General features: G+C 29.3%; 20 protein-coding genes. 11 read left to right on the forward strand and 9 right to left on the reverse strand.

Annotated elements, in window-relative coordinates; translation table 11 throughout:
• Positions 1-143 precede the first annotated feature (143 nt).
• The gene (locus M2325_RS06605; RefSeq protein WP_209591331.1) at positions 144-710 is read left to right on the forward strand and encodes a GMP synthase subunit A; all 567 of its coding nucleotides are present in this window, start codon (positions 144-146) and stop codon (positions 708-710) included.
• Positions 711-814: 104 nt separating this feature from the next.
• Here the strand turns inward: M2325_RS06605 and thiC are convergent, their stop codons facing one another.
• Positions 815-2095 (reverse strand): phosphomethylpyrimidine synthase, encoded by a 1281-nt coding sequence (gene thiC, locus M2325_RS06610; RefSeq protein ID WP_259052253.1) that lies wholly within the window; start codon positions 2093-2095, stop codon positions 815-817.
• A 374-nt stretch (positions 2096-2469) separates the two neighbouring features.
• Between thiC and dph2 the strand changes: the two genes are divergently transcribed.
• On the forward strand, positions 2470-3435 hold the full coding sequence (gene dph2 / locus M2325_RS06615; RefSeq protein WP_259052265.1) for a diphthamide biosynthesis enzyme Dph2: 966 nt from the start codon (positions 2470-2472) through the stop codon (positions 3433-3435).
• Between the two features lie 36 nt (positions 3436-3471).
• On the opposite strand, the gene M2325_RS06620 is transcribed toward dph2, so the two are convergent.
• Positions 3472-4095: an L-threonylcarbamoyladenylate synthase gene (locus tag M2325_RS06620; protein WP_259052271.1), complete on the reverse strand. Its 624-nt coding sequence runs from the start codon at positions 4093-4095 to the stop codon at positions 3472-3474.
• Between the two features lie 240 nt (positions 4096-4335).
• Entirely contained in the window at positions 4336-5097 is a 762-nt protein-coding gene (locus M2325_RS06625) for an MTAP family purine nucleoside phosphorylase (protein WP_209591335.1), read from the reverse strand.
• A gap of 203 nt (positions 5098-5300) precedes the next feature.
• On the opposite strand from M2325_RS06625, the gene ribK reads away from it, so the two are divergent.
• The 4 genes from ribK (at position 5301) to M2325_RS06645 (ending at position 9934) form a co-directional block, all read left to right on the forward strand.
• On the forward strand, positions 5301-5690 hold the full coding sequence (ribK, locus tag M2325_RS06630; protein ID WP_209591336.1) for a CTP-dependent riboflavin kinase: 390 nt from the start codon (positions 5301-5303) through the stop codon (positions 5688-5690).
• 214 nt (positions 5691-5904) lie between these two features.
• A complete protein-coding gene (gene ribB, locus M2325_RS06635; protein WP_209591337.1) occupies positions 5905-6600 on the forward strand; it encodes a 3,4-dihydroxy-2-butanone-4-phosphate synthase in 696 nt (231 codons plus the stop codon).
• A 93-nt stretch (positions 6601-6693) separates the two neighbouring features.
• Entirely contained in the window at positions 6694-7164 is a 471-nt protein-coding gene (gene ribC, locus M2325_RS06640; RefSeq protein WP_209591338.1) for a riboflavin synthase, read from the forward strand.
• A 421-nt stretch (positions 7165-7585) separates the two neighbouring features.
• Complete coding sequence (locus M2325_RS06645) at positions 7586-9934, forward strand: CDC48 family AAA ATPase (protein WP_209591339.1); 2349 nt, start codon at positions 7586-7588, stop codon at positions 9932-9934.
• Between the two features lie 117 nt (positions 9935-10051).
• Here the strand turns inward: M2325_RS06645 and M2325_RS06650 are convergent, their stop codons facing one another.
• Positions 10052-11182 carry a tRNA (guanine(10)-N(2))-dimethyltransferase gene (locus M2325_RS06650; RefSeq protein WP_209591340.1) on the reverse strand — a complete coding sequence of 377 codons (1131 nt, stop codon included), beginning with the start codon at positions 11180-11182 and terminating at the stop codon, positions 10052-10054.
• 661 nt (positions 11183-11843) lie between these two features.
• On the opposite strand from M2325_RS06650, the gene nrdD reads away from it, so the two are divergent.
• From nrdD to M2325_RS06665, 3 genes are all read left to right on the forward strand, one after another.
• Positions 11844-14162, forward strand: coding sequence for an anaerobic ribonucleoside-triphosphate reductase (nrdD, locus tag M2325_RS06655; RefSeq protein WP_209591341.1), 2319 nt, complete (start codon positions 11844-11846; stop codon positions 14160-14162).
• A 203-nt stretch (positions 14163-14365) separates the two neighbouring features.
• On the forward strand, positions 14366-15070 hold the full coding sequence (gene queC / locus M2325_RS06660) for a 7-cyano-7-deazaguanine synthase QueC (RefSeq protein ID WP_209591342.1): 705 nt from the start codon (positions 14366-14368) through the stop codon (positions 15068-15070).
• Positions 15071-15233: 163 nt separating this feature from the next.
• Complete coding sequence (locus M2325_RS06665) at positions 15234-16277, forward strand: sn-glycerol-1-phosphate dehydrogenase (RefSeq protein WP_209591343.1); 1044 nt, start codon at positions 15234-15236, stop codon at positions 16275-16277.
• A gap of 127 nt (positions 16278-16404) precedes the next feature.
• On the opposite strand, the gene hemL is transcribed toward M2325_RS06665, so the two are convergent.
• From hemL to M2325_RS06690, 5 genes are all read right to left on the reverse strand, one after another.
• The gene (hemL, locus tag M2325_RS06670) at positions 16405-17688 is read right to left on the reverse strand and encodes a glutamate-1-semialdehyde 2,1-aminomutase (protein ID WP_209591344.1); all 1284 of its coding nucleotides are present in this window, start codon (positions 17686-17688) and stop codon (positions 16405-16407) included.
• Positions 17689-17963: 275 nt separating this feature from the next.
• Positions 17964-18239 (reverse strand): EMC6-like membrane protein, encoded by a 276-nt coding sequence (locus M2325_RS06675; RefSeq protein WP_209591345.1) that lies wholly within the window; start codon positions 18237-18239, stop codon positions 17964-17966.
• Positions 18240-18369: 130 nt separating this feature from the next.
• Positions 18370-18612 (reverse strand): hypothetical protein, encoded by a 243-nt coding sequence (locus M2325_RS06680; protein ID WP_209631823.1) that lies wholly within the window; start codon positions 18610-18612, stop codon positions 18370-18372.
• Between the two features lie 183 nt (positions 18613-18795).
• Positions 18796-20277 (reverse strand): sodium/proline symporter PutP, encoded by a 1482-nt coding sequence (gene putP, locus M2325_RS06685; RefSeq protein WP_209631822.1) that lies wholly within the window; start codon positions 20275-20277, stop codon positions 18796-18798.
• A 437-nt stretch (positions 20278-20714) separates the two neighbouring features.
• Complete coding sequence (locus tag M2325_RS06690) at positions 20715-21638, reverse strand: manganese-dependent inorganic pyrophosphatase (protein WP_209591348.1); 924 nt, start codon at positions 21636-21638, stop codon at positions 20715-20717.
• 643 nt (positions 21639-22281) lie between these two features.
• Between M2325_RS06690 and M2325_RS06695 the strand changes: the two genes are divergently transcribed.
• Both M2325_RS06695 and M2325_RS06700 read left to right on the forward strand, forming a co-directional pair.
• Entirely contained in the window at positions 22282-22737 is a 456-nt protein-coding gene (locus M2325_RS06695) for an ArsR/SmtB family transcription factor (protein WP_259052275.1), read from the forward strand.
• Between the two features lie 23 nt (positions 22738-22760).
• Positions 22761-24938, forward strand: coding sequence for a heavy metal translocating P-type ATPase (locus M2325_RS06700; RefSeq protein ID WP_209591349.1), 2178 nt, complete (start codon positions 22761-22763; stop codon positions 24936-24938).
• The last annotated feature ends 149 nt before the right edge of the window (positions 24939-25087 follow it).

Raw genomic sequence — 25087 nt, forward strand, 5'->3', positions numbered from 1 at the left:
GTAAAATAATCAAAATTGTAATTAAAACTTTCAAAACTAATAATCTATTTTAAAATTATAAATCTAAGCTTAAAAACATTGTAAAATATATTATACAGATATATTATAATTACAGTATAGATACATTAATTAAAGGTGTAAATATGATAGTTATTTTAAATAATGGCGGACAATACGTTCACAGAATTCAAAGAAGTTTAAAATACATTGGCGTAAAATCAAAAATCATAACAAATAGCACTACCCTTTCAGAAATAGAATCTGATGAAAGTGTTAAAGGAATTATTTTAAGTGGTGGTCCAGATATAGAAAAAGCTACAAACTGTAAAGATATAGCTTTAAACTCAAAATTACCAATATTAGGAATTTGTCTAGGTCATCAATTGGCCTGCGAAGCTTACGGAAGTAAGGTATCAAGAGCAGAAAGCGAAGAATATTCTAGCGTAACAATAAAAGTTAAAAATCACGACGATTTATTCGAAGGAGTTCCTTCCGAATTCACCGCATGGGCCTCACACATGGATGAGGTAAAAGAAGTTCCAGAATGCTTTGAAACATTGGCTTACTCAGATATTTGTGAAGTTGAAGCTGTTAAACACATTTCAAAACCAATTTACGGCGTACAATTCCACCCTGAAGTATCCCATACTGAATATGGAGATATAATTTTAAAGAATTTCTGTAAAGTTTGCGGTATTGAAACACAATAATATTATTAACGATTAAAATTAAAAAATAAAAAATAAAAAATAAAATATGAACTTAAAATAAATTAAAAATAAAAATAGAAAAATAATAATTTTAAAATTTTAATTTATCTTTTACCCAATTCTTCAACCATTAATAAAGCACAATAGTCTCCACAAACGCTACAAGCTTTTTCTTCTTTTGAAGGTATTTCTTCCCTCATTTTTCTTGGTTTTTCAGAATCTAAAGATAATTCAAACTGTTTTTCCCAGTCATGTTCTTTTCTTGCTTTTGCCATTTCTACTTCTTTTTCCCATGCACTTGAACTACCTTTTGCCACATCTGCTGCTTGAGCAGCTATCTTAGAAGCCATTAAACCTTCAATAACGTCTTCATCTTTCATCAATCTAACATGTTCTGCAGGTGTAACATAACATAAGAAGTTAGCACCACTGTATGCTGCAAGAGTGCCACCAATTGCAGAAGTTATATGGTCGTAACCCATTGCTAAATCAGTTACTAAAGGACCTAACACATAGAATGGCGCATTTTTACATAATGTCTTTTGTATTTTCATATTTGCGGCTATGTTATTGTATGGCACGTGTCCTGGACCTTCTACCATCACTTGAACGCCTGCATTTCTACATCTATCTACCAATTCACCTAAAGTGATTAACTCTTGAATTTGAGGTCTATCGGTGTTATCCACCAAACATCCTGGTCTCATACCATCGCCCAAACTTAAGGTTACATCATGTTCTTTTAAAATCTCTAAGAGGTAATCAAATTGTTGATATAGTGGATTTTCCTTACCGTGGTGCATAATATAAGCTGTTAAGAAAGCTCCCCCTCTGCTTACCACACCCATAACTCTTTCATCGTTGTTAAGCGCCTGAACGCTTTGTTTTGTTATACCACAATGTAACGTCATAAAATCAACGCCTTCTTTAGCTTGTCGTTCTATAACGTTAAAGATTAAATCTTCGTCCATATCTACAACTTTTCCGTATTTATTTTTAGCATCGACTCCAACTTCATAAATAGGAACCGTACCAATTGGTAAATTAGTTTTAGACATTATTTCCTTTCTTATTTCGGGTAAATTGCCACCAGTACTTAAATCCATTATTGCATCTGCACCATATTTATTTGAAATAGCAACTTTTCTCAATTCTGAATCAATGTCTATACAATCTGGAGAAGTACCCAAATTTACATTTACCTTTGTAGATAAACCTTCACCAATTCCTACAGGCTTAGTATTTCTATTTATATTTTTAGGAATAACCACATATCCTTTGGCAATAAGCTTCCTAAGTTGATTTAAGTCCATATTTTCTTGTTCTGCTACGTATTTCATCTCTTCCGTAACATTACCTTTAATAGCTTCAGTCATTTGTGTCATAATTTCACCAATATGATAAAATATATAATTAAATTATAATAAAAATTATGATAATACGATTATAAACTATATCTATGATAGTATTATAAGATATATCGGAATATATTAATATATTAACTGGTTTTTAACATATATTATCATATAATTAGGGATATTTTTTAATCATTATTATTCCATTACCAATTATTAAATACTTAATATATTTAAAACAATATTATAGTTTAAGAAGTATTGTGCCAACTAGTTTATAAATCCCATGATAAGTATTAATTTGAACCTAAGTTAAATTCAAATTAATATTATAAAAAGAATAAAATATATTTCAAATATTATAAAATAATCATATGTTAAAACTATTATTAAATGGTGAAAAAATGTGGAATTTAGAAACAGAACGCGTATATAATTATATTTGTAATTCAAAAGCTAAAAAAGTTATTTTACAAGCACCAGAAGGTTTAAAAAGGTCTGTAGATTTGGAAATATCCAAATTACGTCAAAAGTTTATAGAATATAACACAAAACCTGAAGAAATCCCAAAAATGATAATTTGGGGAGAATCTTGTTTTGGGGCGTGTGACTTGTGCGATAGAGAAGTCTCGTTATTAAATCCTGATTTAATAGTTCATTATGGGCATGAAGAGCTTTCCTATGTTAAATCAGAGATTCCTGTGATATATGTTCATGCTTACTATAACGTAGATGAAGATTTTAAAAAAAATATGGAAAAACTCCAAAAAGAACTAAATAACCCCACCATAGTTAGTACGGTTCAATTTAAAAAGTGCCTTGAAGAATATAACCCCAATATAATTTTAGGATGTAGGGCGGTAATAACTAACTGGAAAAACGACGAATCAATATTATATGTGGGCACAGGTAGATTTCACCCATTAATGATGGCATATAAGTTTAAAAAAACTGTTAAAATATATAATCCACTTTCTCAGGAAGTTTCAGAAATAACGGAATCTGAAATCAAAAAAATGATTAAAATAAGAATTGGAAAAATAACAAAATTAATGTTAAATCCTCCAAAAAAAGTAGGTATTGTATTATCTACAAAAAAAGGGCAATGTAGAGCCAAAGTATTCGAAAAAATGATAGAATTGTGTGAAGAAAATAAAATTGAGTATACTCCAATCGTTTTAAACAACATTTCTCCGTCAAATTTAATATATAAAGTTGATGCGTATGTCATTTGTGCCTGTCCACGTATTGTATTAGATGATTATTCCAACTATGATAAAACACTTGTTACGGCTCGAGAATTTGAAATGTATGTCAAAGAAGACTTTGAATACATATTTGACGAAGTAATGGAGCATGATTTCTTATAAATTAGCATGTTACGATATATTTTATATTATTTTAAATTATTTTTTTATAATTATATTTTTTAAATCTAATTCTTTTAAAATTGTTTTAAAGGAGATAGAACCTTCTCTTACTAATTCTAAACTATTATTTGTTATTTTTATAATCGTAGAGGGCTTTTTGTATTCACAATCGCCATCATCGATAATAATATCAACTTTATCCATTATTTCCTTGCCGATATCAGATATAGAATAAGAAGAAGGCCTACCGCTTATATTAGCACTTGTAGAGGTTATTGGTATCTCGGATAATTCCAAAATTATTCTTGAATCGGGTACGCGAATACCTACATAATCTTTACATATATAATCAGGTATTGACTCCTTTTTAGGTAGTATTAAAGTAATGGGTCCAGGTAAAAATTTTTCTATTAGTGTTTTGGAAATATCTGAGATATATGCGTATTTCGCAATATCTGATTTTTTTTGTAAACTTATGGAAAGGGGTTTTGATTCATCTCTTTGTTTTATTTTATAAATCCTATCAATTACATTTTTGTCGAGAGCATACCCACAAATACCATATATCGTATCAGTAGGACATAGTGCAATCTCACCATTTTTAAGATGCTTTTTAGCTTCATTTAGTGTTATTTCTACCCCTTTTCGAATAATTTTCATAATACCCCAGTACAATCACATATCGTGTTAATAAAGCCTATTATTTTTTAAAATATATTTAAACCATGATTTAGAACTTATTTAGTTTTAGTTTTTTAGATAATTTATAATTATTATTTTATTATTTTATCAGTTTATTATTTTTTATATATATTACGTATTTATATTTTTAAATCATCTGAAATCCATTTATTTGTTAAAATTAATAACTTGAAACTTAAAAGATTTCGAGTTAAAAACTTAAATAAATGCATTTTTCATTACATCTTTACAAGGGCAAGTCCGTTCTCCAAACTTATAATTTATAAAGTCATCTACAACATTTACTATTTTGGCTTCCATTGATTTTACCGTATCCAGTACTTCGTCAACGGTTAAATCGCTATCTTTAATACCTGAGCAATAGTTTGAAATGTTGCAAAGTGAACAATAGCACATTTCAAGTTCTTTTGCTAAAGAAACTTCGGGATAAGCAGTCATTCCAACAACGTGACCCCAATGTTTATACATGTTTATTTCAGCGATTGTTTCAAATCTTGGACCTTCTGTACATACGTAGGTACCTTCGTTATAACCATATTGTCTTTTATCCAGTATTCCTTTTAAAATTCCCCTTAAATCACTGCAAAAAGGGTCTAACATATTTACGTGAGCCACTTTTCCATCTTCGCCCTCATAAAAGGTACTTTTCCTCACCTTTGTAAATTCAATGAAGTCATTTGCAACCAAGAATGATGAAGGTTCTATTTCAACTTTTAAGGAACCTACTGCATTTAATGATAATATCCTTTTGACATCTAGTTGTTTTAAGGCATACATGTTTGCAAGGTAGTTAATTTTATGAGGTGGTGTGCTATGATTTAAACCATGTCTACTAAGTAATACCACGCCGTTGTTTTCATCAATTAATACCTTAGCTTCCCCATATTTATTTTTAACTATCTTTTCTTCCCCATTCTTTAAAAGACCCGCTATGCCAGTGCCGCCAATAATTCCAATCATAAATACACCGTTACTATGTTGATAATTAATTTAGTTAGTTTAATTAATATTTTTTATTCAATAATTGCCATAATTCAGTAAATTTTAAATCGATATGTATATTATTAATGTATTATTATGTATAATAAAATATAATAAAAGTATATATAATATTCCATGCACGGTATGGAATTTTAGAAATAATATTATTGAATGGCGAAAAAATGAAATTTTATGGGAAAGTTATTAGTGGAAAAGGGAAGGGAAAATATTTTGTAGGTTTAGAGCCATACAAACTCGCTTTTGAAAAAAATTTAGGATACACCCCGTACCTCGGAACTTTAAATATAAAGACAGGTCGTGATTTTTGGATCAACGTTGAAAATTATAAAATTATAGACGATTTTGAATATAAAAACGAAAAATATTATGGAGTAAAATTTGTACCTATTACAATAAAAAACCGCTTCGGTGTTTCTATTAAAGGTTCTATTGTTGCCCCTAAGAAAACAGTTCATTCAAAATCCATTTTAGAAATAATATCCCCATTAAATCTTAGAAGATACTTAAATTTAAAAAATAATGATATTGTAATTGTTGAGTTAGAAGTCTAATATCCAAATAGGGGTAAATAACCAACTGTCATTAAATAAACCAACGGTTTATAGCTCGCCAACTTTGTTGACGATGGTCGAACAGCAGATTGTACTTATCATATAAGTCTAATCTATTGATACGAATAAAATAACAAGTTAAATATAATAAAACAAAAATATTATCACATCACAAATAATGAAAATTAATAATTTTATAAAATATGGTGTTATTATGGAAGAATATGGAAATGTTAAAAAAGCTATTGAAGCACTTAAAAGAGGAGAAATCGTATTAATTTACGATGATGATGAAAGAGAAGCTGAAACCGATATGGTTATTGCATCAGAATTTATAACCCCTGAAACCATCAGAACTTTTAGGAAAAATGCTGGCGGATTGATATGTAATTGTATAATGCCAGAAGATTGTGATAAATTGGGAATTCCTTTTATGGTGGACATTTTGGGATTAGCTTCTGAAAAATACCCCGTATTGGATAAATTATATCCTGACGATATACCATACGATGAAAAATCATCATTTTCAATAACTGTGAACCATAGAAAAACATTTACTGGAATACCTGACAATGATAGGTCATATACTATTGAAAAATTAGTTGAAATGTGTAAAGAAAACAGATTTGAAGAATTTGGCTCCGAATTTAGAAGTCCAGGGCATGTTCATTTACTAAGAGCTACTGAAGGCTTAGTTGAAAGAAGACAAGGACACACTGAAATATCACTTGCACTTTCAAAAATTGCTGGAACCTACCCTATGACAGCTATTTGTGAGATGATGGGTGACGATGGTAGAGCACTTAGCAAAGAATTAACTGCAAAATACGCTGAAGAAAATAACATCGTTAATGTAGCGGGCGAAGATATTATAAACTATTATTTAAATGTATTTTCTAAAAAAGAATAAATTAAAACTTTTTAATTTATTTAATAATATATTCTAAAACAATATGGTTAACAGTCAATAATTTAGAATTATAATTTATAAATGGTGTTATAAATGAGTATAAAAGTTGGAATTACAGACACTACATTTGCAAGGGTTGATATGGCTTCTGCTGCAATAAAAAAGCTAAATGAGATGACTAGTAAAATAAAAATAATCCGATACACAGTTCCTGGTATGAAAGACTTGCCAGTATCTTGTAAAAAGTTAATTGAAGAGCAGGGTTGCGAGATAGTATTAGCTTTAGGTATGCCTGGTGGTAAGGATAAAGACAAAGTTTGTGCTCATGAGGCATCACAGGGGCTTATGATGGCTCAATTGATGACAAACAAACACATTATTGAAGTTTTTGTCCATGAAGATGAAGCCGAAAGTGGAAAGGAATTAGACTGGCTCGCAAAAAGAAGAGCTGAAGAACATGCTGAAAATATATATTACATGTTATTTGACCAGAAACACTTGGAAAAACAGGCCGGTATGGGATTAAGAGAAGGATTTGAAGATGTAGGTCCTGCAAAACGTTAATTATCCAATAATATATATTAAAAATTTATTTCTATTTTTTAAATCAAATAATTGTTGTTAACCCCCTATTTCAAAACATAAATATAAATATTTTTTTTAATAAATATTAATTTAGTAACATAGACTTTTATTAAATTATTTTACAATCTTTATTTATCTTAAAATAGGCTTAAACTTTGTATATTTGCATTTAATACTATATTACAATTATTAATTAATATTAAACGATAATTATATATTTGTGAAATATCTTATAGTAAATGATTAAAATATTAATTAGAATATTAGAATATTAAAATATAAGATATAATATATAAGTAAATGAATAACCAAAAAATATATATAGAACTTCAAAGGACTATTATATTTGTAACATTTATAAAATTATTAAAACTTACTTAAAAAGTATGAGGTGACATCTATGGTAGAACTTATCGTAGAGGAAGCATATCAAAGCGATGTAGGAAAAAGTACCGTAAGAATAGACCCGGTAACCATGCAAAAGCTTTCATTAGAGCCTGGCGATGTTATTCAGATTGAAGGAAAAGATAAAACATACGCTACGGTTCTCAGAGGATATCTTGATGACCAAAATACTAAAACAATAAGAATGGATGGTTTACTTAGACAAGTTACCAGAGCAGGTATCGGGGATAAAGTAACCGTTGAAAAAGTACAGGCTAAAGAAGCTAAAAAAATAGTTCTAGCACCATCAAGACCCGTTAGGTTTAATGCAGGGTTTGAAGACTATGTAAAAAGTAGATTAGACAAACAAGTTGTTGGAAAAGGCTCAAATGTATTAGTAGCAGTTTTAGGAACTGCTTTCCAATTTGTAGTGGTTAATACATCACCTAAATCTCCAGTAATTATTGGCCCAGCTACAACTGTTGAATTAAAAACAGAACCTGCGGGAGAAATTAAAGAAACAAAAGTTCCAAGCGTATCTTATGAAGATATCGGTGGTTTAAGAGAAGAAGTTAAAAAAATTAGAGAAATGGTTGAATTACCTATGAGACATCCAGAATTGTTTGATAGATTAGGTATTGAACCGCCAAAAGGTGTTTTACTTGCAGGACCACCAGGAACTGGTAAAACACTCCTTGCTAAGGCTGTTGCAAATGAATCCGGTGCTAATTATTACACAATAAATGGTCCGGAAATCATGAGTAAATATGTTGGGGAAACGGAAGAAAATTTAAGAAAAATCTTTGAAGAAGCTGAAGAAAATGCCCCTTCAGTAATATTTATTGATGAAATAGACGCTGTAGCTCCAAAAAGAGATGAAGTGACAGGGGAAGTTGAAAGAAGAATGGTTGCTCAGCTATTGACTTTATTAGATGGTCTTGAAAATAGAGGGCAAGTGGTCATATTAGCTGCTACAAATAGACCAGATTCTATTGATATTGCATTGCGAAGACCTGGAAGGCTAGATAGAGAGCTTACAATTGGTATTCCGGATAGAAACGCAAGACGAGAAATCTTGGATATTCATACAAGAAGCATGCCTCTTGAAGCGGATTATGACGAATTAAGCTTAAAAGATGGAATAAACTATTTAGCTAATGCTAATAGGAAAGATGTCGATGCAAGAGATAAAGCAAAACAGTTAAAAGAAATGTTAAAATCAAGTCATGATTCAAAAATTGTTGTAGAAAAAGCTAAGGAATTAGGAATTATCGATAAAATAGATAGTGCAATTATCAAATCCTTTGTAAGAGAACTAGCAGACAAAACTCACGGTTTTGCAGGTGCTGATTTATCAGTCTTATGTAAAGAAGCCGCTATGAAGTCATTGAGAAAATTACTAGACAATAAAATGATTGACTTAGATGAAGAAATACCTAAAGAAGTATTGGAAACCCTTAAAGTTACCAAAGGAGATTTCTACGATGCGTTAAAAGAAGTAGAACCATCTACACTTAGGGAAGTATTGGTAGATGTACCAAACATTAAATGGTCAGATATCGGTGGCTTAGAAGATGTAAAACAGGATTTAATTGAAGCGGTCGAATGGCCTTTAAAATATCCTGATAGATTTACAAAGATGGGAATTAGACCACCTAAGGGAATATTACTCTTTGGACCGCCAGGAACTGGTAAAACACTCCTTGCTAAGGCTGTTGCAAATGAAAGTGAAGCTAACTTTATCAGCGTAAAAGGACCTGAAATATTTAGTAAATGGGTAGGAGACAGTGAAAAAGCCATTAGGGAAATCTTTAAAAAAGCAAGACAAGCTTCACCTACCGTGATATTCTTTGACGAGATTGACTCCATAGCACCAATTCGAGGAATGAGCTTTGGAAATGATGCTGCAGAAAAAGTTGTAAATCAGCTTTTAACTGAATTAGATGGTTTAGAAGAACCTAAAGATTTAGTTATTATTGCTGCAACCAACAGACCAAAACTTATCGACCCTGCATTATTAAGACCTGGTAGGATTGATAGAATGGTTTTAGTACCTGCTCCAGATTTAGATACTAGATTAAAAATATTTAAAGTACATACTGCAAATATGCCAATTCTCGACAATAGCAAGGAAGAACTAGACAAATTATTGATAGAATTAGCAGAAAAAACAGCAGGATACTCAGGTGCAGATATTGCCGGAGTATGTAGGGAAGCAGCAATGATAACATTAAGAGAAAACTTAGATGCTCAAACAATACCTAAAGAATCATTCTTAAAGGCTATGCAAAAAGTTAAAGCTTCAATTAGTAAGGAAGACGAAGAAGAAAATAAAAAATTAGTTGAAGAATTTAATAATCAATAAATATAAAATAAGATAATTAAAATAATAAAAAATATTCAAATATCAAATCATATTTCTTTCTTTTTTTAATTTTTAAACGTATTTTCAAAAAATAAAAGAAAATTACAATTTAATAGATTATATTGAACTATTTTCGGAAATTGAAACGATTATATCTGCTAATTTTGCATCAGATTTTAAAGCATAAGGTGTATAATGTACTCTTGAAACTTTAAAGCCTTTATCGGTCAAATCCTGGATAATAACGTCCATTGGAGGCACCAACTTTTTAATAAAGCTACATATTTCGTGGATATTATAACTTCCAACCATGTCAAATTTGGACTCTTCTTTTAATGTATTTAAAATTTCTACAGCCCTATTCGAATAATTTCTTTCTTCAGCGATTTTATGTGCATCGTTAACCAAATCTTCGTCATTCAATTTACCCATATAGAAAGGACCGCCAAATCCTCGCTCAAATCCATCGAAGTAGTTTTTAGTAGTGATGTCTTCATACTGTCTCTTTACATAACCAAGATTTTCCATTGCCTTTTCTGCTTTTCCAGCGCCTCTCTCTGTTATCATAAACGTTCTAACATAGTGGTCCGTACAATGTGAAAATAAAGGTCTTAAACCAATATCATATTTTGCAGAATTTAATATTGCACTTGCAATTAATATCCTTACAGCATACTCTTTATCGCCACGGATTGGGACTGAATTATAACGTCTAATACAAGATTTATGATAAGCCCCACAAAGCACAGCTGTATCAGTGGCCGTCATACATAAGATACCACCTTTTGTTAAAGTTGCCCTAATTCCACTATCCATATAGGGTGCTGGGGAACCGAAAGGATCCAAATCAGTGACGTTAAACTCACGGTAATTTTCAGACAATAATATATTTGCATCTTTGTGATGTACAGATAATTTAACATTATCATCAAATTCATTTAATTTTATATTTTCGTGAATTGCACGTATTGCATTTGGGTTAATGTCACCGATAGAAATATCCAAAATACCCTTAAAATCCAGTTCTTTTGCATATCTCAGGCCTCTTGCACCACTTCCACCTAAAGCGTCACAGATTTTAAATTCATCTCGTTTAAAATTGTTTAAAAAAGCCTGTATTGTAGAAATAGATATATCTCGATTTACTTCCATTATGGGATTATAGAATACAGGGTCTTTTTTTGATAAAGTTCTCTCTTCTGAAATGTTTAAATTAGTATTTCCTTCAATTATTGTTTTTTTAGCCATGATTACACCATAAAATTGAATATATTGATACACTTGATGAGTTTAAAATATTGAAATTTGATTTTTAATAATATTAATACTAATCGAGTTATAAATTAGACTAACTAATATTAATAGTATGATATATAATACATCTTAGGTAATAATGCATATATAATTCAAGCAATATTTAGTTTTTAAAATACCACTTACTTTTAAATAATATTATACAAGTAAATAATATATTATAATAATTTTATAATGAATTTAAACTATGCTAATTTTAAAAGTATTTGTGTAATAATTTTAGATGCATGTTTATTAACTAACTTTTAATAGTGTATATCATATAGTAGTTGATGATTATTAAAAAAAAAATTGAATATTATTAAATATTTTTAAAATAGTACAAATTACGAAATATAATATTTATAATATTACATAATAATATCATTAACTATTATAATATGAAACACAATGATAAAAAATAGAAAATGATAAAAATACATATTAGACGCAACAAATACTATTTATTAAACTAATAATTAATTAAAAATATATTCAAAGAGAAGTTAATTTAATTATATTATAATTCCACTATAATTAGATATTATTAAAATAATTTTCAATTTCATTCTATTAATTTTATTTTTTGAAATCTTTTTATTTAAAGGGTGATTGGATGATAACAAGTAAAAAAATCGTTCCTGATATAAAAATCATTAAAAAAAGTGGGGATAGTGAGCAATTTGACATTAATAAATTGGTAAAATCACTTTTAAATTCAGGGGTTGATTATTCAGACGTAGAACCTATACTTTCAAACTTATACGAAAATATAGATGAAGGAATGACCACTGATGAACTGAAAAAAAGTATCTTCAGCGTATTGAAAGAATATGAAGCAGAAAATGGGAGCTCAAAATACTCTGAAAAATACCTTTATGACAATTGCCTAAAAATTAGAACGTCAGGGAAAGAATTTGAAGGATTTGACAAACATAAAATAGCAGAAGCACTTATAAATGAAGCTAATGCAGATGAAACCATTGCTTTAAAAATTGCAAATGAAGTAGAAAAAGAACTCAAAAAAATGGATGTAAAATATCTTACCGCACCTATGATAAGGGAAGTTGTAAATTATAAGCTTATAGAACATGGTTTTGAAGACATAAGACATAAGCACACCAGATTGGGTATTCCAGTATACGATATAGACAGATTAATTAATCATGGTTCAAAAGATAACGCTAATTTAATGCACAACCCGGAAAGTATACATAAATGGGTTGCTGATGAAACTATGAAGGAATACGCTTTAATGAAGATATTCCCAAAACATATTGCAGATTTACACATGAAAGGAGACATCCACCTTCACGATTTGGAATATGCTGCTGTTAGAACCGTTTGTTGTCAACACGATTTAAGACCATTTTTAATGCACGGTTTAAAAGTTGATGGTACAGGGAGGCATACAAGTGTATCCAAACCTGCAAAAAACCCCGAAGTAGCAATACAACATGCTGCAAAAGTTTTAAGTGCTGCACAGTGTGAAATGTCCGGCGGTCAGAGTATAGATGAATTTAATGTATGGTTAGCACCTTATATGAGAGGTTTATCATACTCTGAAGTAAAACAACTTATGCAAATGTTTATTTATGAAATGAATCAAATATATGCTGCTAGAGGCGGACAAGTTGTATTCAGTACAGTTAATTTAGAATTAGAAGCTCCTGACTTTTTAAAAGATAAACCTGCTATTAAAAATGGACAAATTGTAGGAACTTATGAAGAATATGATGCAGAAATAAAAATAATAGCTGAAGCATTGACCGAAGTTCTAATGGGTGGCGATGCATATGGTAAACCATTCTTATTCCCAAATATCATATTCAAATTAAGAGAAAATGCTTTTAAAAATGAAAATTACGAATTATTGTACAAAATACACAAATTAAGTGCTAAATGGGGACTTCCTTACTTCATAAACATGACTGCTGACTATCAAGTTGGAAATACCAATGCGATGGGCTGTAGAACTCGTTTAAGTGGAGATTGGGGCAATAATGTTGAAGAAAGTACCCTTAGAACCGGGAACATGCAATGGTACACCCTAAACTTACCAAGAATAGCTTATGAAGCTAAGGGGGACGATACAAGGTTATTCGAATTATTAAATGAAAGATTACATTTAGTACAGGACGCCTTGCAAATAAAACATAAAATATCCCAAAAGAGATTATACGGCGATGAAGAATCAAGACCTGTATTACCATTCTTAACTCAAGAATTTGACGATACACAGTACTACAGATATGATAATACGACCAAAACTTTTGGATTTGTTGGTTTAAACGAATTATTAAAATATCACATGGGCGAAGAGTTACATACCTCAAAAGACGCTGTTTCATTTGGTGAAAAGGTAATTGGCCATATTAAAAACTATGCGGATGACCTTAAAAAAGAAACTGGTCTAAGATGGACTGTTACACAAACTCCTGCAGAAAGTACAGCCGGAAGGTTTGCGAGACTCGACCATAAATACTACAAAGAACAAACTGAATCTGTTGTAAATGGCAATTTAGATGACCTCGGTAGTATATATTACACCAATTCGTCACACGTGAAAGTAAATTCGGATGTTACACTTGGTGAAAAAGTAAGTATTGAAGAGAAATTCCACCCATTATGTAATGGCGGTCATATAGGACACTTCTGGAATGCAGAAGCTTACGCAGACCCTGACGTTTTGATGAGCATAACTAAAAAGATATGTGATTCAAATATTGGATTCTGGACATATACTAAAAATTTAAGTATTTGCGAAGCTTGCAACAAAGCAATGACTGGTTTAAAGGATAATTGTAATAATTGCGGTAGTGATAGCGTAGAAAAATTTAGTAGAATAACAGGGTACTTGCAAAATGTTTCAAATTGGAATAGCGCAAAACAGAAAGAATTATTGGACAGAAAAAGCAATTTACCAAGGCTATAATATTTTATAATCTTGGCATTTTTAAATATTTACGTATATTACTTCTTATTATTTATTTTACATTTCTTTTATTTTATATTTTGTAATTTTTACAATACTTTATTTTCAATATCAACACTTTTTAAAAAATATTTTAACATATTATATATAGTATTTAAAATAATAATATATTAAATTAAAAAATAAAGTAAAATTGTGATAAAATGAAAGCAATTTGTGTATTAAGTGGCGGGCTAGACTCCACAGTGGCGTCTTTAATTGCAAAAGAGAATGGATACGATTTAACCTGCATAACTTTTAATTATGGACAACAAGCACTAAAGAATGAGATAAGGGCATCTAAAAAAATATCTAAAATATTGAATGCTGAGCATAAAATTATTGATTTAAATTTTTTAAGCGAAATGTGTGAAATAAGCGAATGTGGGTTAAAAACAGGGGATATTCCAACTATTTCTGAAGAAAATTTAGATAATAAGGACGTAGCGGAACAAACAATGAAAAAAGTATGGGTTCCTGCAAGAAATTTAATAATGTTTTCAATATCTTCAGGGCTTGCAGAAGCTATTGACGCTGGTCATATATATTGCGGAATTAATGAAGAAGAAGCAAGTACTTTTCCAGATAATACGATGGAATTTATGGATAGATTTAATAAATGTACGGAATATGGGACGCTAAATAAAGTAAAATTAGAAGCTCCATTGTATAAGATGAATAAAGATGAAATTGTAAAAAAAGGATTTGAATTAGAACAAAAATTGGGTTTAGAAGTTTTAAAATATAGTTATTCTTGCTACCATGAAAACCCGGAATTAACCCATTGTGGAACTTGTGAAAGTTGTATGAGACGAAAAAGGGCATTTAAAGTTTTAAAAATTAAAGATGTTACAAATTACTTAAAATAAAAAATGATACTTGATTAAAAGATTAATAACTAAATTTAACAATTGCTGGATAATAAAATAAATAAACCATCAAAAGCATAAAATTAATAGATAATTAAAAATTATGGAAAAAAGTTAATAATTCTAAAAATAAGCTATAAGTCGATAAATTAAGTGTGATATGATGATTACAATCCCAAGATATACCCTTGTTGAAAATGGGGCAATTAACAAAATACCCGAATTACTAGAGAAACTAAATTTAAAAAATCCTTTAGTAATTACAGGTAAAAGCACTCAAAAATATAACAAATTGGGATACGACTATATTTATTATCAGGAAGTAGAATACGAGAGATTTGGTAAGTTAAACGATGAAAATAGAAAGTATATCAAAGAATCTTTTGGAGATTATGACTGTATTCTAGGTATCGGCGGAGGTAAATCGATTGATGTAGCAAAATATGCCTCTAGCATTACTAAAAAACCTTTTATCAGTGTACCCACCACAGCTTCGAATGACGGTATTGCTTCACCGATTGTTTCGTTAAGTGTACCATCATTTATGGCAGAACCACCAATTGCTGTTGTAGGGGATATCGATATAATAAAAAAGTCACCTAAAAAATTATTAGCTTCAGGTGCTGGAGATATAGTTTCAAATATAACTGCAGTTTTGGACTGGAAGTTAGCACATATCGAAAATAATGAAAAATATAGCGAAAGTTCAGCCATATTTTCAAAAACTATTGCCGAAGAACTTATCGAATACATAAATAATTCTAAAAATAAGGATAATTTAAAAGAATACCCTAAAAAAATAGTTAAAGCACTTATTGCAAGTGGAATGGCAATCGCTATTGCTCATTCTTCACGTCCTGCATCAGGTAGTGAACATCTATTTTCGCATTCATTGGATAAACTTAAGAAAGAAGGCAATATAGATAATAAATCACTTCATGGCGAACAATGTGGGATTGGTACGCTCATATTTTCTAAAGCATATGTTGAAGAAGGTCGATTAGATAACAAAGAATACCATGAAATCTTAAAGTCCTTAAAAATAGTTAAATCACCTGTTAACATCTTTGAGTTAGGATATGATGAAGATGTAGCTATTGAAGCTCTATGTAATGCCCATAAATTGAGAAAAAGATATACAATTTTAAGGAATGGATTTGACAAGAAAAAAGCAATCGATATATTGGAAAAATCCCAAATTATTTAATTATATATAAATTAAAGTTATTACTTAATTTCTTCTTTTAAATGTTGAAGTAATAAGAATATAAAAATATTATAAAAGAAAGGATAAAAAATATAAAAAATAAAAATAAAAAATGTATTTTAAAATATTATTTTAAAGACTTAAACGCATTTTCCATTACATTCATTGTTGTTTGAATATCTTCTTCGTTATGTGCTATGGATGTAAAACAACACTCGAATTGTGAAGGGGCTATGAATACACCATTATTTAGTAAACCAAAGAAATATTTATTAAATAATTCAGTGTTACTCTCTTTTGCGATATCATAATTTAATACTTCGTTTTTATTAAAGTAAACTTGGAATATAGAAGCTACATTGTATACTTTTGTTTCAATACCATATTTGTCAGATAATTCCCTTAAGTGATTTGATAATATTGTTGCCTTTTTGGTAGTTTGTTTGTAAAAGTCATCATTTAAGCACTTTAAGGTTTCAATTCCTGCGGTTATAGATACTGGATTACCATTAAAAGTACCTGCTTGATATATAGTACCATTTGGTGAAAAGTTTTCCATTAATTCTTTTTTACCAGCAATTGCACCGATAGGAAAACCACCACCTAGTATTTTACCCAAAGTAACTAAATCCGGTGTTACGCCAAAATATTCCTGAGCTCCACCTTTTGATAATCTGAAACCAGTGATTACTTCGTCAAATATTAATACAATGTTATTTTCTTCAGTTATTTCTCTTAAAAATTTTAAATAATCGTCATTTGGTAAAATACATCCTACATTACCCATTACTGGTTCGACAATGATACAAGCTATTTCTTCTTTTTGTTCAGCTATAGTTTTTTCCATTAATTCACGATTGTTAAAAGGTAATAATATCGTATTTTTTGTAGTATCTGCAGGAATTCCAGGAGAATTTGGAGAACCATGTGTTAAAGCACCGCTACCACTTTTTACAAGTACATAGTCGTGTGCACCATGATAAGCACCGTCAAATTTAATTATTTTATTTTTACCAGTTACTCCCCTGGCCAATCTAATTGCACTCATTGTTGCTTCAGTTCCTGAATTAACAAATCTTACCATTTCTGCGCAAGGTATTCTATCGATTATCTCTTTTGCAAGTTCAATCTCCTTTTTTGCAGGAACTCCATATGCAGTGCCTAAATCCATCTGTTCTTTTACTTTAGATAATATATCCTGATTTGCGTGGCCTAAAACCATAGGACCATATGCCAAACAATAATCTATGTACTTGTTATCGTCTTCGTCTATCAAATAACATTCTTTAGCACTTTTTACAAAAAAAGGATAAGGTTTAAAGGCTCTAACCGGGCTATTTACGCCCCCTACTAAGTAATTTTTTGCTTCGTCATATAAATCTTTAGAATTTTGCGTTTTTATCGTATACATTGTAACACCCCTAATTCATACATTCGAGTATAATTTTCAATTGATAATGTTTTATTTCTTATTTTAAACTATTTTATATTTTAAACTTATAAGATATAGTTTTTACGATTTAGATGATAGAATAAAGAATTAATATTAAAATAGATATTGGCATTAAAACTAATATTGAATATAATTGAATTAAATTAGACTAAAATTAAAAATAAAATAGATTAATTATTTATTAAAAATATATAAAAAATATGCAAGAATAATGTTTAGATAGTTATTATTCCTTAAAAAATTCCATTGTATGCTAAAACCCAAAATACAATAGCTATGAAGAAATATATTGGTAATCCGCCACCTAACCATTGTTTTTGAGACATACTCTTATTTCCAAATAGATTAGAAGTAACGTGTCCCGAAACTATGAATCCAATAAGTAAAAATACAATGGTGGCTATTCCACTTAAAAAGCCTAAACCCATTGTATATACGTAATTAGCCAAATATCCAAATACAACCCCAAAAACCCCGTTTAAAATAGCTAATTTTGCATCTAAAGCCATAATATCACCCTAATACTCTTGATAATCATAATATTGTTTACAAGTTGATTTTAAAATTTAATCGTAAATTTTTTATCTTTTTATCTCGTTATATTTTCTTTTTATCGTTATTTAATTTATTTTTTAGTTTTTATTTTTTAGATATATTACTAATTTCAAAAACCTTAAGATATTCTTTTGGCCGCTTACTATCAGAATATGAATAGTCATCTAAAACCATTACTTCGTCATTTGCATAGTATTTGGTTTCGTCAAAAAGCAAAATATCTTCTTTTTGAAGTAAAAATGCAAATTTTCTCTTTAGGCCATAAGCACCTTTATCAACCAATATTTCGCGATTCCTTAAAGAAAGTTCAATTTCAGAATAATCCATAATTTCCCATAATTTTACATTAATTTATAATATCTTAATGTAATTAAAACATACAAATTAATTAGTGAATATAGTATAAAAATCATTTGAATTTATCGGTAATTATACTTAACGATATTAGTATATTAATTTATTGAAAATAAAAATAAAAATAAAAAAGATATTTAGTAAATATTTAATTAGTTAATTATTTGTAACTCTTTCATATTCTTCCAACATATCTTTAGATGGCTTCTCTAACAAGCTAACCAATACGATGAATACAGATGCCATAATAAATGCAGGCACTATCTCGTAAAGGTCAAATATTCCCCCGGATAAACCAAACATACTACTATTTTTCCAAAGTATTACAGTTAAGCCACCTGCAAGCATACCTGCAATTGCTCCACCTTTTGTTGTTTTCTTCCAGAATAAGGAGAATAATACCAAAGGACCAAATGTAGCTCCAAATCCTGCCCAAGCATACGAAACTAAATCTAATACTTTATTATTTACATCTAAAGCCATTACATAAGCCAGTACTGCAACTAAAATTACAGAAAGTCTACTAACCCATAATAACTCTTTTTCTGATGCTTCTTTTCTTACGAGTGAATACATATCCTCAGTAAGTGCTGAAGCGGTTACCAACATCTGTGAATCTACAGTACTCATGATTGCAGCTAAGATTGCAGCTAAAAGCACACCACCCACTAAACTTGGGAATAATCCATCAATCAAAACCATGAATACACTTTCAGGGTCAGATAAAGGTTGTCCTTGTAAAGCCACAGCACCAATCATACCAACCAATACTGCCATTGCAAGACTTATAACTACCCATGAAATAGCAATACGTCTTGCTTTTGGTATTTTATCCTCCGAGCTAATTGCCATGAATCTAACCAGGATGTGGGGTTGTCCAAAGTAGCCCAAACCCCAAGCTAATGAAGATACTATAGCAAATAAGGCCAAAGGTTGTCCCATTAAATCAGTAAATGGATTTACAAAATCAGGACTTATTTGATTAAATCCTGCCATTACTGCATCAGGACCTCCAATATTCATTGTTGCAGCTAATGGTACAGTTACAATTGCCAATACCATAATTAAACCTTGCAAAAAGTCGGTCCAACAAACTGCTAAGAATCCACCTAAAAAGGTGTATGAAATAATTACAAATGCTCCAATTGTTAAAGCCATGGTATAATCTAAACCAAAAACTGTTCCAAACAATTTTCCCCCTGCTACAAGACCTGAAGAGGTATATATCATAAAGAAAATTAAGATAAAGGCTGCAGAAATAAGCCTAAGTACTTTAGAATTATCTCTAAATCTATTTTCAAAGTATACGGGTAATGTTATAGAATCGTTTGCAACTTCAGTATATCGCCTAAGTTTACGAGCAACAAACTTCCAATTTAGATAAGTACCGATTGCAAGACCTAGTGCAATCCATATTGCTTCCATACCTGCCAGGTATGCAAAACCAGGTAAACCCATTAAGAGCCACCCACTCATATCGGAAGCCTGAGAACTTAAAGCAGCTACCCAGCTGTTAAGCGTTCTACCCCCCAATATATAATCGCTTAAATTTTCGTTTTTCTTATAATAGTAAACACCGATTCCTAGCATTACTATCAAATATATCACGAAAACTAATATAATTTCTAAGTTTTTCATAAAATACACCAATTAATACATATCTACATATATGGATATTTTGTAGATTACCTTTTATAAAAATATCTTTTTTAATAAGGTATTAAATTAAAAATATGCTTATAAATTATACAAATAGACCTGCTTGATTTTCACTTGAAAAAAAGGTAATAATCATAACATTTTTTAAAGAAACTATCTATATAATTGCCTTATAATTATACGGGCAAATAATAAAAGGCGCTTGATATTAAGTATTTATATTACTTTCATAATCAAACATTTTAATATATTTATTAATGTTTTTTATACCTTTCTGTTTAATTTAAACTGAAATTGAACAAATTTGATGTAAAATGGCTTAAAAATAGATAATTAAAATTAAAAAATAAATATTGAATAGTAAATATTGAATAGTAAATATTTGTATACAATATGTGTTAATAAGGTATCATAAATTACATATTATAGTATTTTTCTAAAGGTGGAATAACTTGTTTTTTCCTAGACATTAAGCCTTCAATAAATACACTATTTTCTGGTACTTTTACATTGAATGACGCTTCAAATGCTTCTTTATTACCACATACTAATACTTCACTGCCTTCTTTCATTATGTCGGTAATCAAGAATAATATTAAATCATAATTATCAGAATTAACTCTTTCTTGAAGTAATTTATAGATTTCATCTTTTTTAGATTCAACTTCTGATGCATCGATAACCTCGGCTTGCCCTACACCAACCTTTTTACCATTTAAGCTAAATTCTTTGTAGTCGATATCTAAAATTTCAGATGGTGCCATACTACCAACGGTAGATTTTGCCTTTAACATTTCAATACCGTAATCATACATGTCTTTTATATTAGCAATTTCTGCAAGTTTAGTGGCTAATTCTTTATCCAATTCAGTTGTTGTAGGTGATTTAAACAATAATGTATCAGATAAAATTGCTGACAATAAGATACCTGCAATATCCGGTTTCAATTCTTTATTTTTAGCACCAATATAGTCTAAACTATTTCTAAAGTATAATTCAGATATTACAGATGCTGTTGAACCAATAGGCTTTGAAACGTAGATTATAGGTTCAGATGTAGAAATTCCCACTTTGTGGTGGTCTATAATACCTAATAATTTACCATCTTCTAAATCATCAAGTGATTGTGACCTTTCAGCATGGTCTACCAAATATATCTGTTTTCCTTTTGCAGAGGTTATTGTTTCGGGTTCCATCAATCCAAATCTTTTTAATATAAACTCAGTTTCTGGATTTATACTCCCTTGTTTTGCTGCCATTCCATCTAAGAAATAAGCAAGTGCTATTGCTGAACAGACGCTATCTGTATCTGGATTCTTATGTCCTACTACATATATCATAATTTCACCGATTTAAAGTAATATTGAATATATATCTATTTTTATTATATATATTTAATTTTAGTAAATTTAATCAATATTTGGTTATAATCATAATTCTAAATATAATTTAAGTGATATCATTTTAAATTCAATTGCTTTGACCAAATATATTTTCAAAAAATACGTTGATAATATAATAGCTATATATAACAGTTTATATTATGTAATATATAGCTTCAATAAACCGACCTACATGGAGCCTATGGATGACCTCGCAATGATAGAGGGTTCGAATTTGAAGCAATATTATCGTATAAACCAACTTTTGGGCGAGTTATGAGAGTTTGCGTTGGCTTGCAGTGACCATAATACAGCAAAAGTTAGTAAACTGGTCTCGACATTTAGGGTTAGCCAATTGACATGGTATATTCCAAGTATGAAATTTGGTGTTGATGTCGAGATAAATTTTTAGGACTATTTTTAAGTACAGTTAAAAAATTTAATTAAAGTTAATTTACACTATCAAATAATATAATTTATATATTAGTAATTCAAATAATATAACAATTGAACAATTGTTCAACTGTATAATTATACGGATGCTAATAACTAAATTTTCTATTACATAATACATTATAATTATTAAAATAAGGTGTTAATCATGTTAAAATATGAAAAAAAAGTAGAAACAAAGAGAAATGATGAAATAAAGGACTTTGGAGAATTAGAAGTTGAAATGTGTCAGGAACATCCTGAAAATCAAGTACATATTCAAAAAGCTATTGAATCATTGCCCGATAATGAAGAAATTTCGGAAATGGCGAATTATTTCACGGCTTTAAGTGAACCTAATCGTCTAAAAATACTATTTATCTTAAAAAAAGGGGAATACTGCCCTTGTGAATTATCATCAGTCTTAAAATGCACCAAATCTGCATTATCTCATCAATTACGTATATTAAGAGATAAAAATTTAATAAAAAGCAGAAAAGATGGAAAATTTGTATATTATTCGATAAAAGACTCAAAAATATGTGAAATACTTGAAAAAATTATTAAAAATAAAAAAATAAAAAAAGAAAATAAAATAGAATCAAAAATAAACGACAATAACTAAAAATAAAACCTTGAGATGAAACCATGGTATTAAAATATCACTTAAAAGGATTAAAATGTTCTGCCTGTGCGTCAAAAATAGAAACAAAAATAAAGGAATTATACCCCTCAGCCACTATGAATTTAACAACTTTCGATTTATACGTATTTGATGAAGAAATTGATACCGAAAAAGTCCAAAAAATTATAAATTCGGTAGAAAAAGGAGTAAAATTAATAAAAATAGATGAAAGTAACATTAACAATAATGAAGTTGAAACTGAAGATAACGACAAAAGAAAAATAATAGAATTAAGTTTAATGAGTGCATTATTTTTAATACTAATATTTACATACTATTCGGGATATTTAACAAACATTATGGCCATTATTGGATTTTTTATATTGTACTTAATAGCGGGTAGATTTGTAATTTCGAAAACTATAAAAAATATTACACATGGCAACGTATTTGATGAAAATTTCCTTATGACTATCGCGTCTTTAGGTGCATTTTTTATTGGAGAATACCCTGAAGGGGTTGCAGTAATGATATTATATACCATTGGCGAATATCTTCAAGAAAAAGCCCTAAATAACTCAAAAAAATCTATTAACTCACTTGTTTCTTTAAAAGTTAATTATGCCAATTTACTTGTTGATGGAGAACCTAAAAAAGTAAATCCCGATATAGTAAACGTTGGAGATACAATCCTTGTAAAAGTTGGTGAAAAGGTACCACTCGATGGGGTAGTTGTAAAAGGCAATTCAAATATAGATACATCCGCAATAACTGGTGAAAGCTTCCCTAAGAAGGTTTCTATCGATGATACAATATATTCGGGCTCAATAAATCTAGCAAAACCATTGATACTAAAGGTTACAACAGATTATAGTCATTCTATGATTTCAAAAATTAGGGATTTAATAGAAATTGCAAATATTAGGAAATCAAAATCTGAAAAATTTATAACAACATTTGCAAAGTATTATACTCCTTTCGTAGTGGGACTATCCTTATTAATTGCAATAGTACCAATAATATTATATGAGGACTACTCTTGGATAAATAAAGCTTTAATACTTCTTGTAATATCCTGCCCTTGTGCTTTGGTACTTTCGGTTCCTTTGAGTTACTTTTCAAGTATTGGAAGACTTGCAAAAGAAGGGATTCTTGTAAAAGGTTCAAATTATGTGGATGAATTAACAAAAGTAGATACTTTTGCATACGATAAAACAGGTACCTTAACATACGGTAAATTTGAAGTATCAAAATTTTCGAGTAATGGAATTTTAAAAGAACAAGACATTTTAAAATTAAATTATTTATCAAATTTAGCTGAAAAAAATTCAAATCATCCCTTAGCCCTAGCAATTTGCAAATATTATGAAAATAACATATTTAATAAAAATAAACAGGACAATTTACCGAATGATATATATATTAAACTACTCAGTAAAAAAATAAAAGTAGAATCTACTGAAGAAATTTCTGGAAAAGGAATGATTTTAAAATTTAGATATATGAATTCAGAGCAAACTGAGGAAAATATTTTCTTGATAGGTAATGAAAAACTATTAAATATGTACAATATAGAAATTAATGACTCAAAAATAAATAATAATATTACAAATGTATTTATAGGGCTAAATGATGAATATATGGGTCATTATAGCTTAGAAGATAGGTTAAAAGAGGAATCTCCTGAAACAATTTCTAAATTATCCAGTATGGGTTTTAAAAATTTATTATTAACTGGTGACACTCAAAAAGTAGCTAAAAACGTCGCTAAACGTTTAAATATGGATGGATATTATTATGAATTATTACCTGAAGATAAATTAAATATTATTGAACAAATGTCCTCAAATAATAAAATAGCATTTATAGGCGATGGTGTTAACGATGCTCCCGTTATTAGAAGAGCAAATGTTGGAATATCGATGGGTAATCTAGGTAGTGATGTAGCGGTGGAAGCATCCGACGTAATAATTATTAATGATGATATAGCTAGTATAGTAAAAGGCGTTAAAATATCAAAATTCACGAAAAAAATAGTATATCAAAACATAATTCTGTCATTAGGTATCAAAATACTATTCATAACTTTGGGTGTTTTAGGCAGTATTTCATTGTGGGAAGCAGTTTTTGCAGATGTGGGTGTAACAATACTTGCAATATTAAATTCTTTAAGAATAATTCGCAAAAATTACAACGATTAAATAATTATTAAAATGCCAATATAGGGCAACCCTACTTTTTTATTTTTAAATTTTTATTTTATTATATTTTATTATATTTTATTATATTTTATTATATTTTATTTTTAAATCTATTATCGCTTGGAGAGGACTATGCAATGTTTAAATAC

The sequence above is a fragment of the Methanococcus voltae PS genome (genome assembly GCF_024807035.1).
Classification (GTDB): Archaea; AGJL01; Methanococci; order Methanococcales; family Methanococcaceae; genus Methanococcus; species Methanococcus voltae.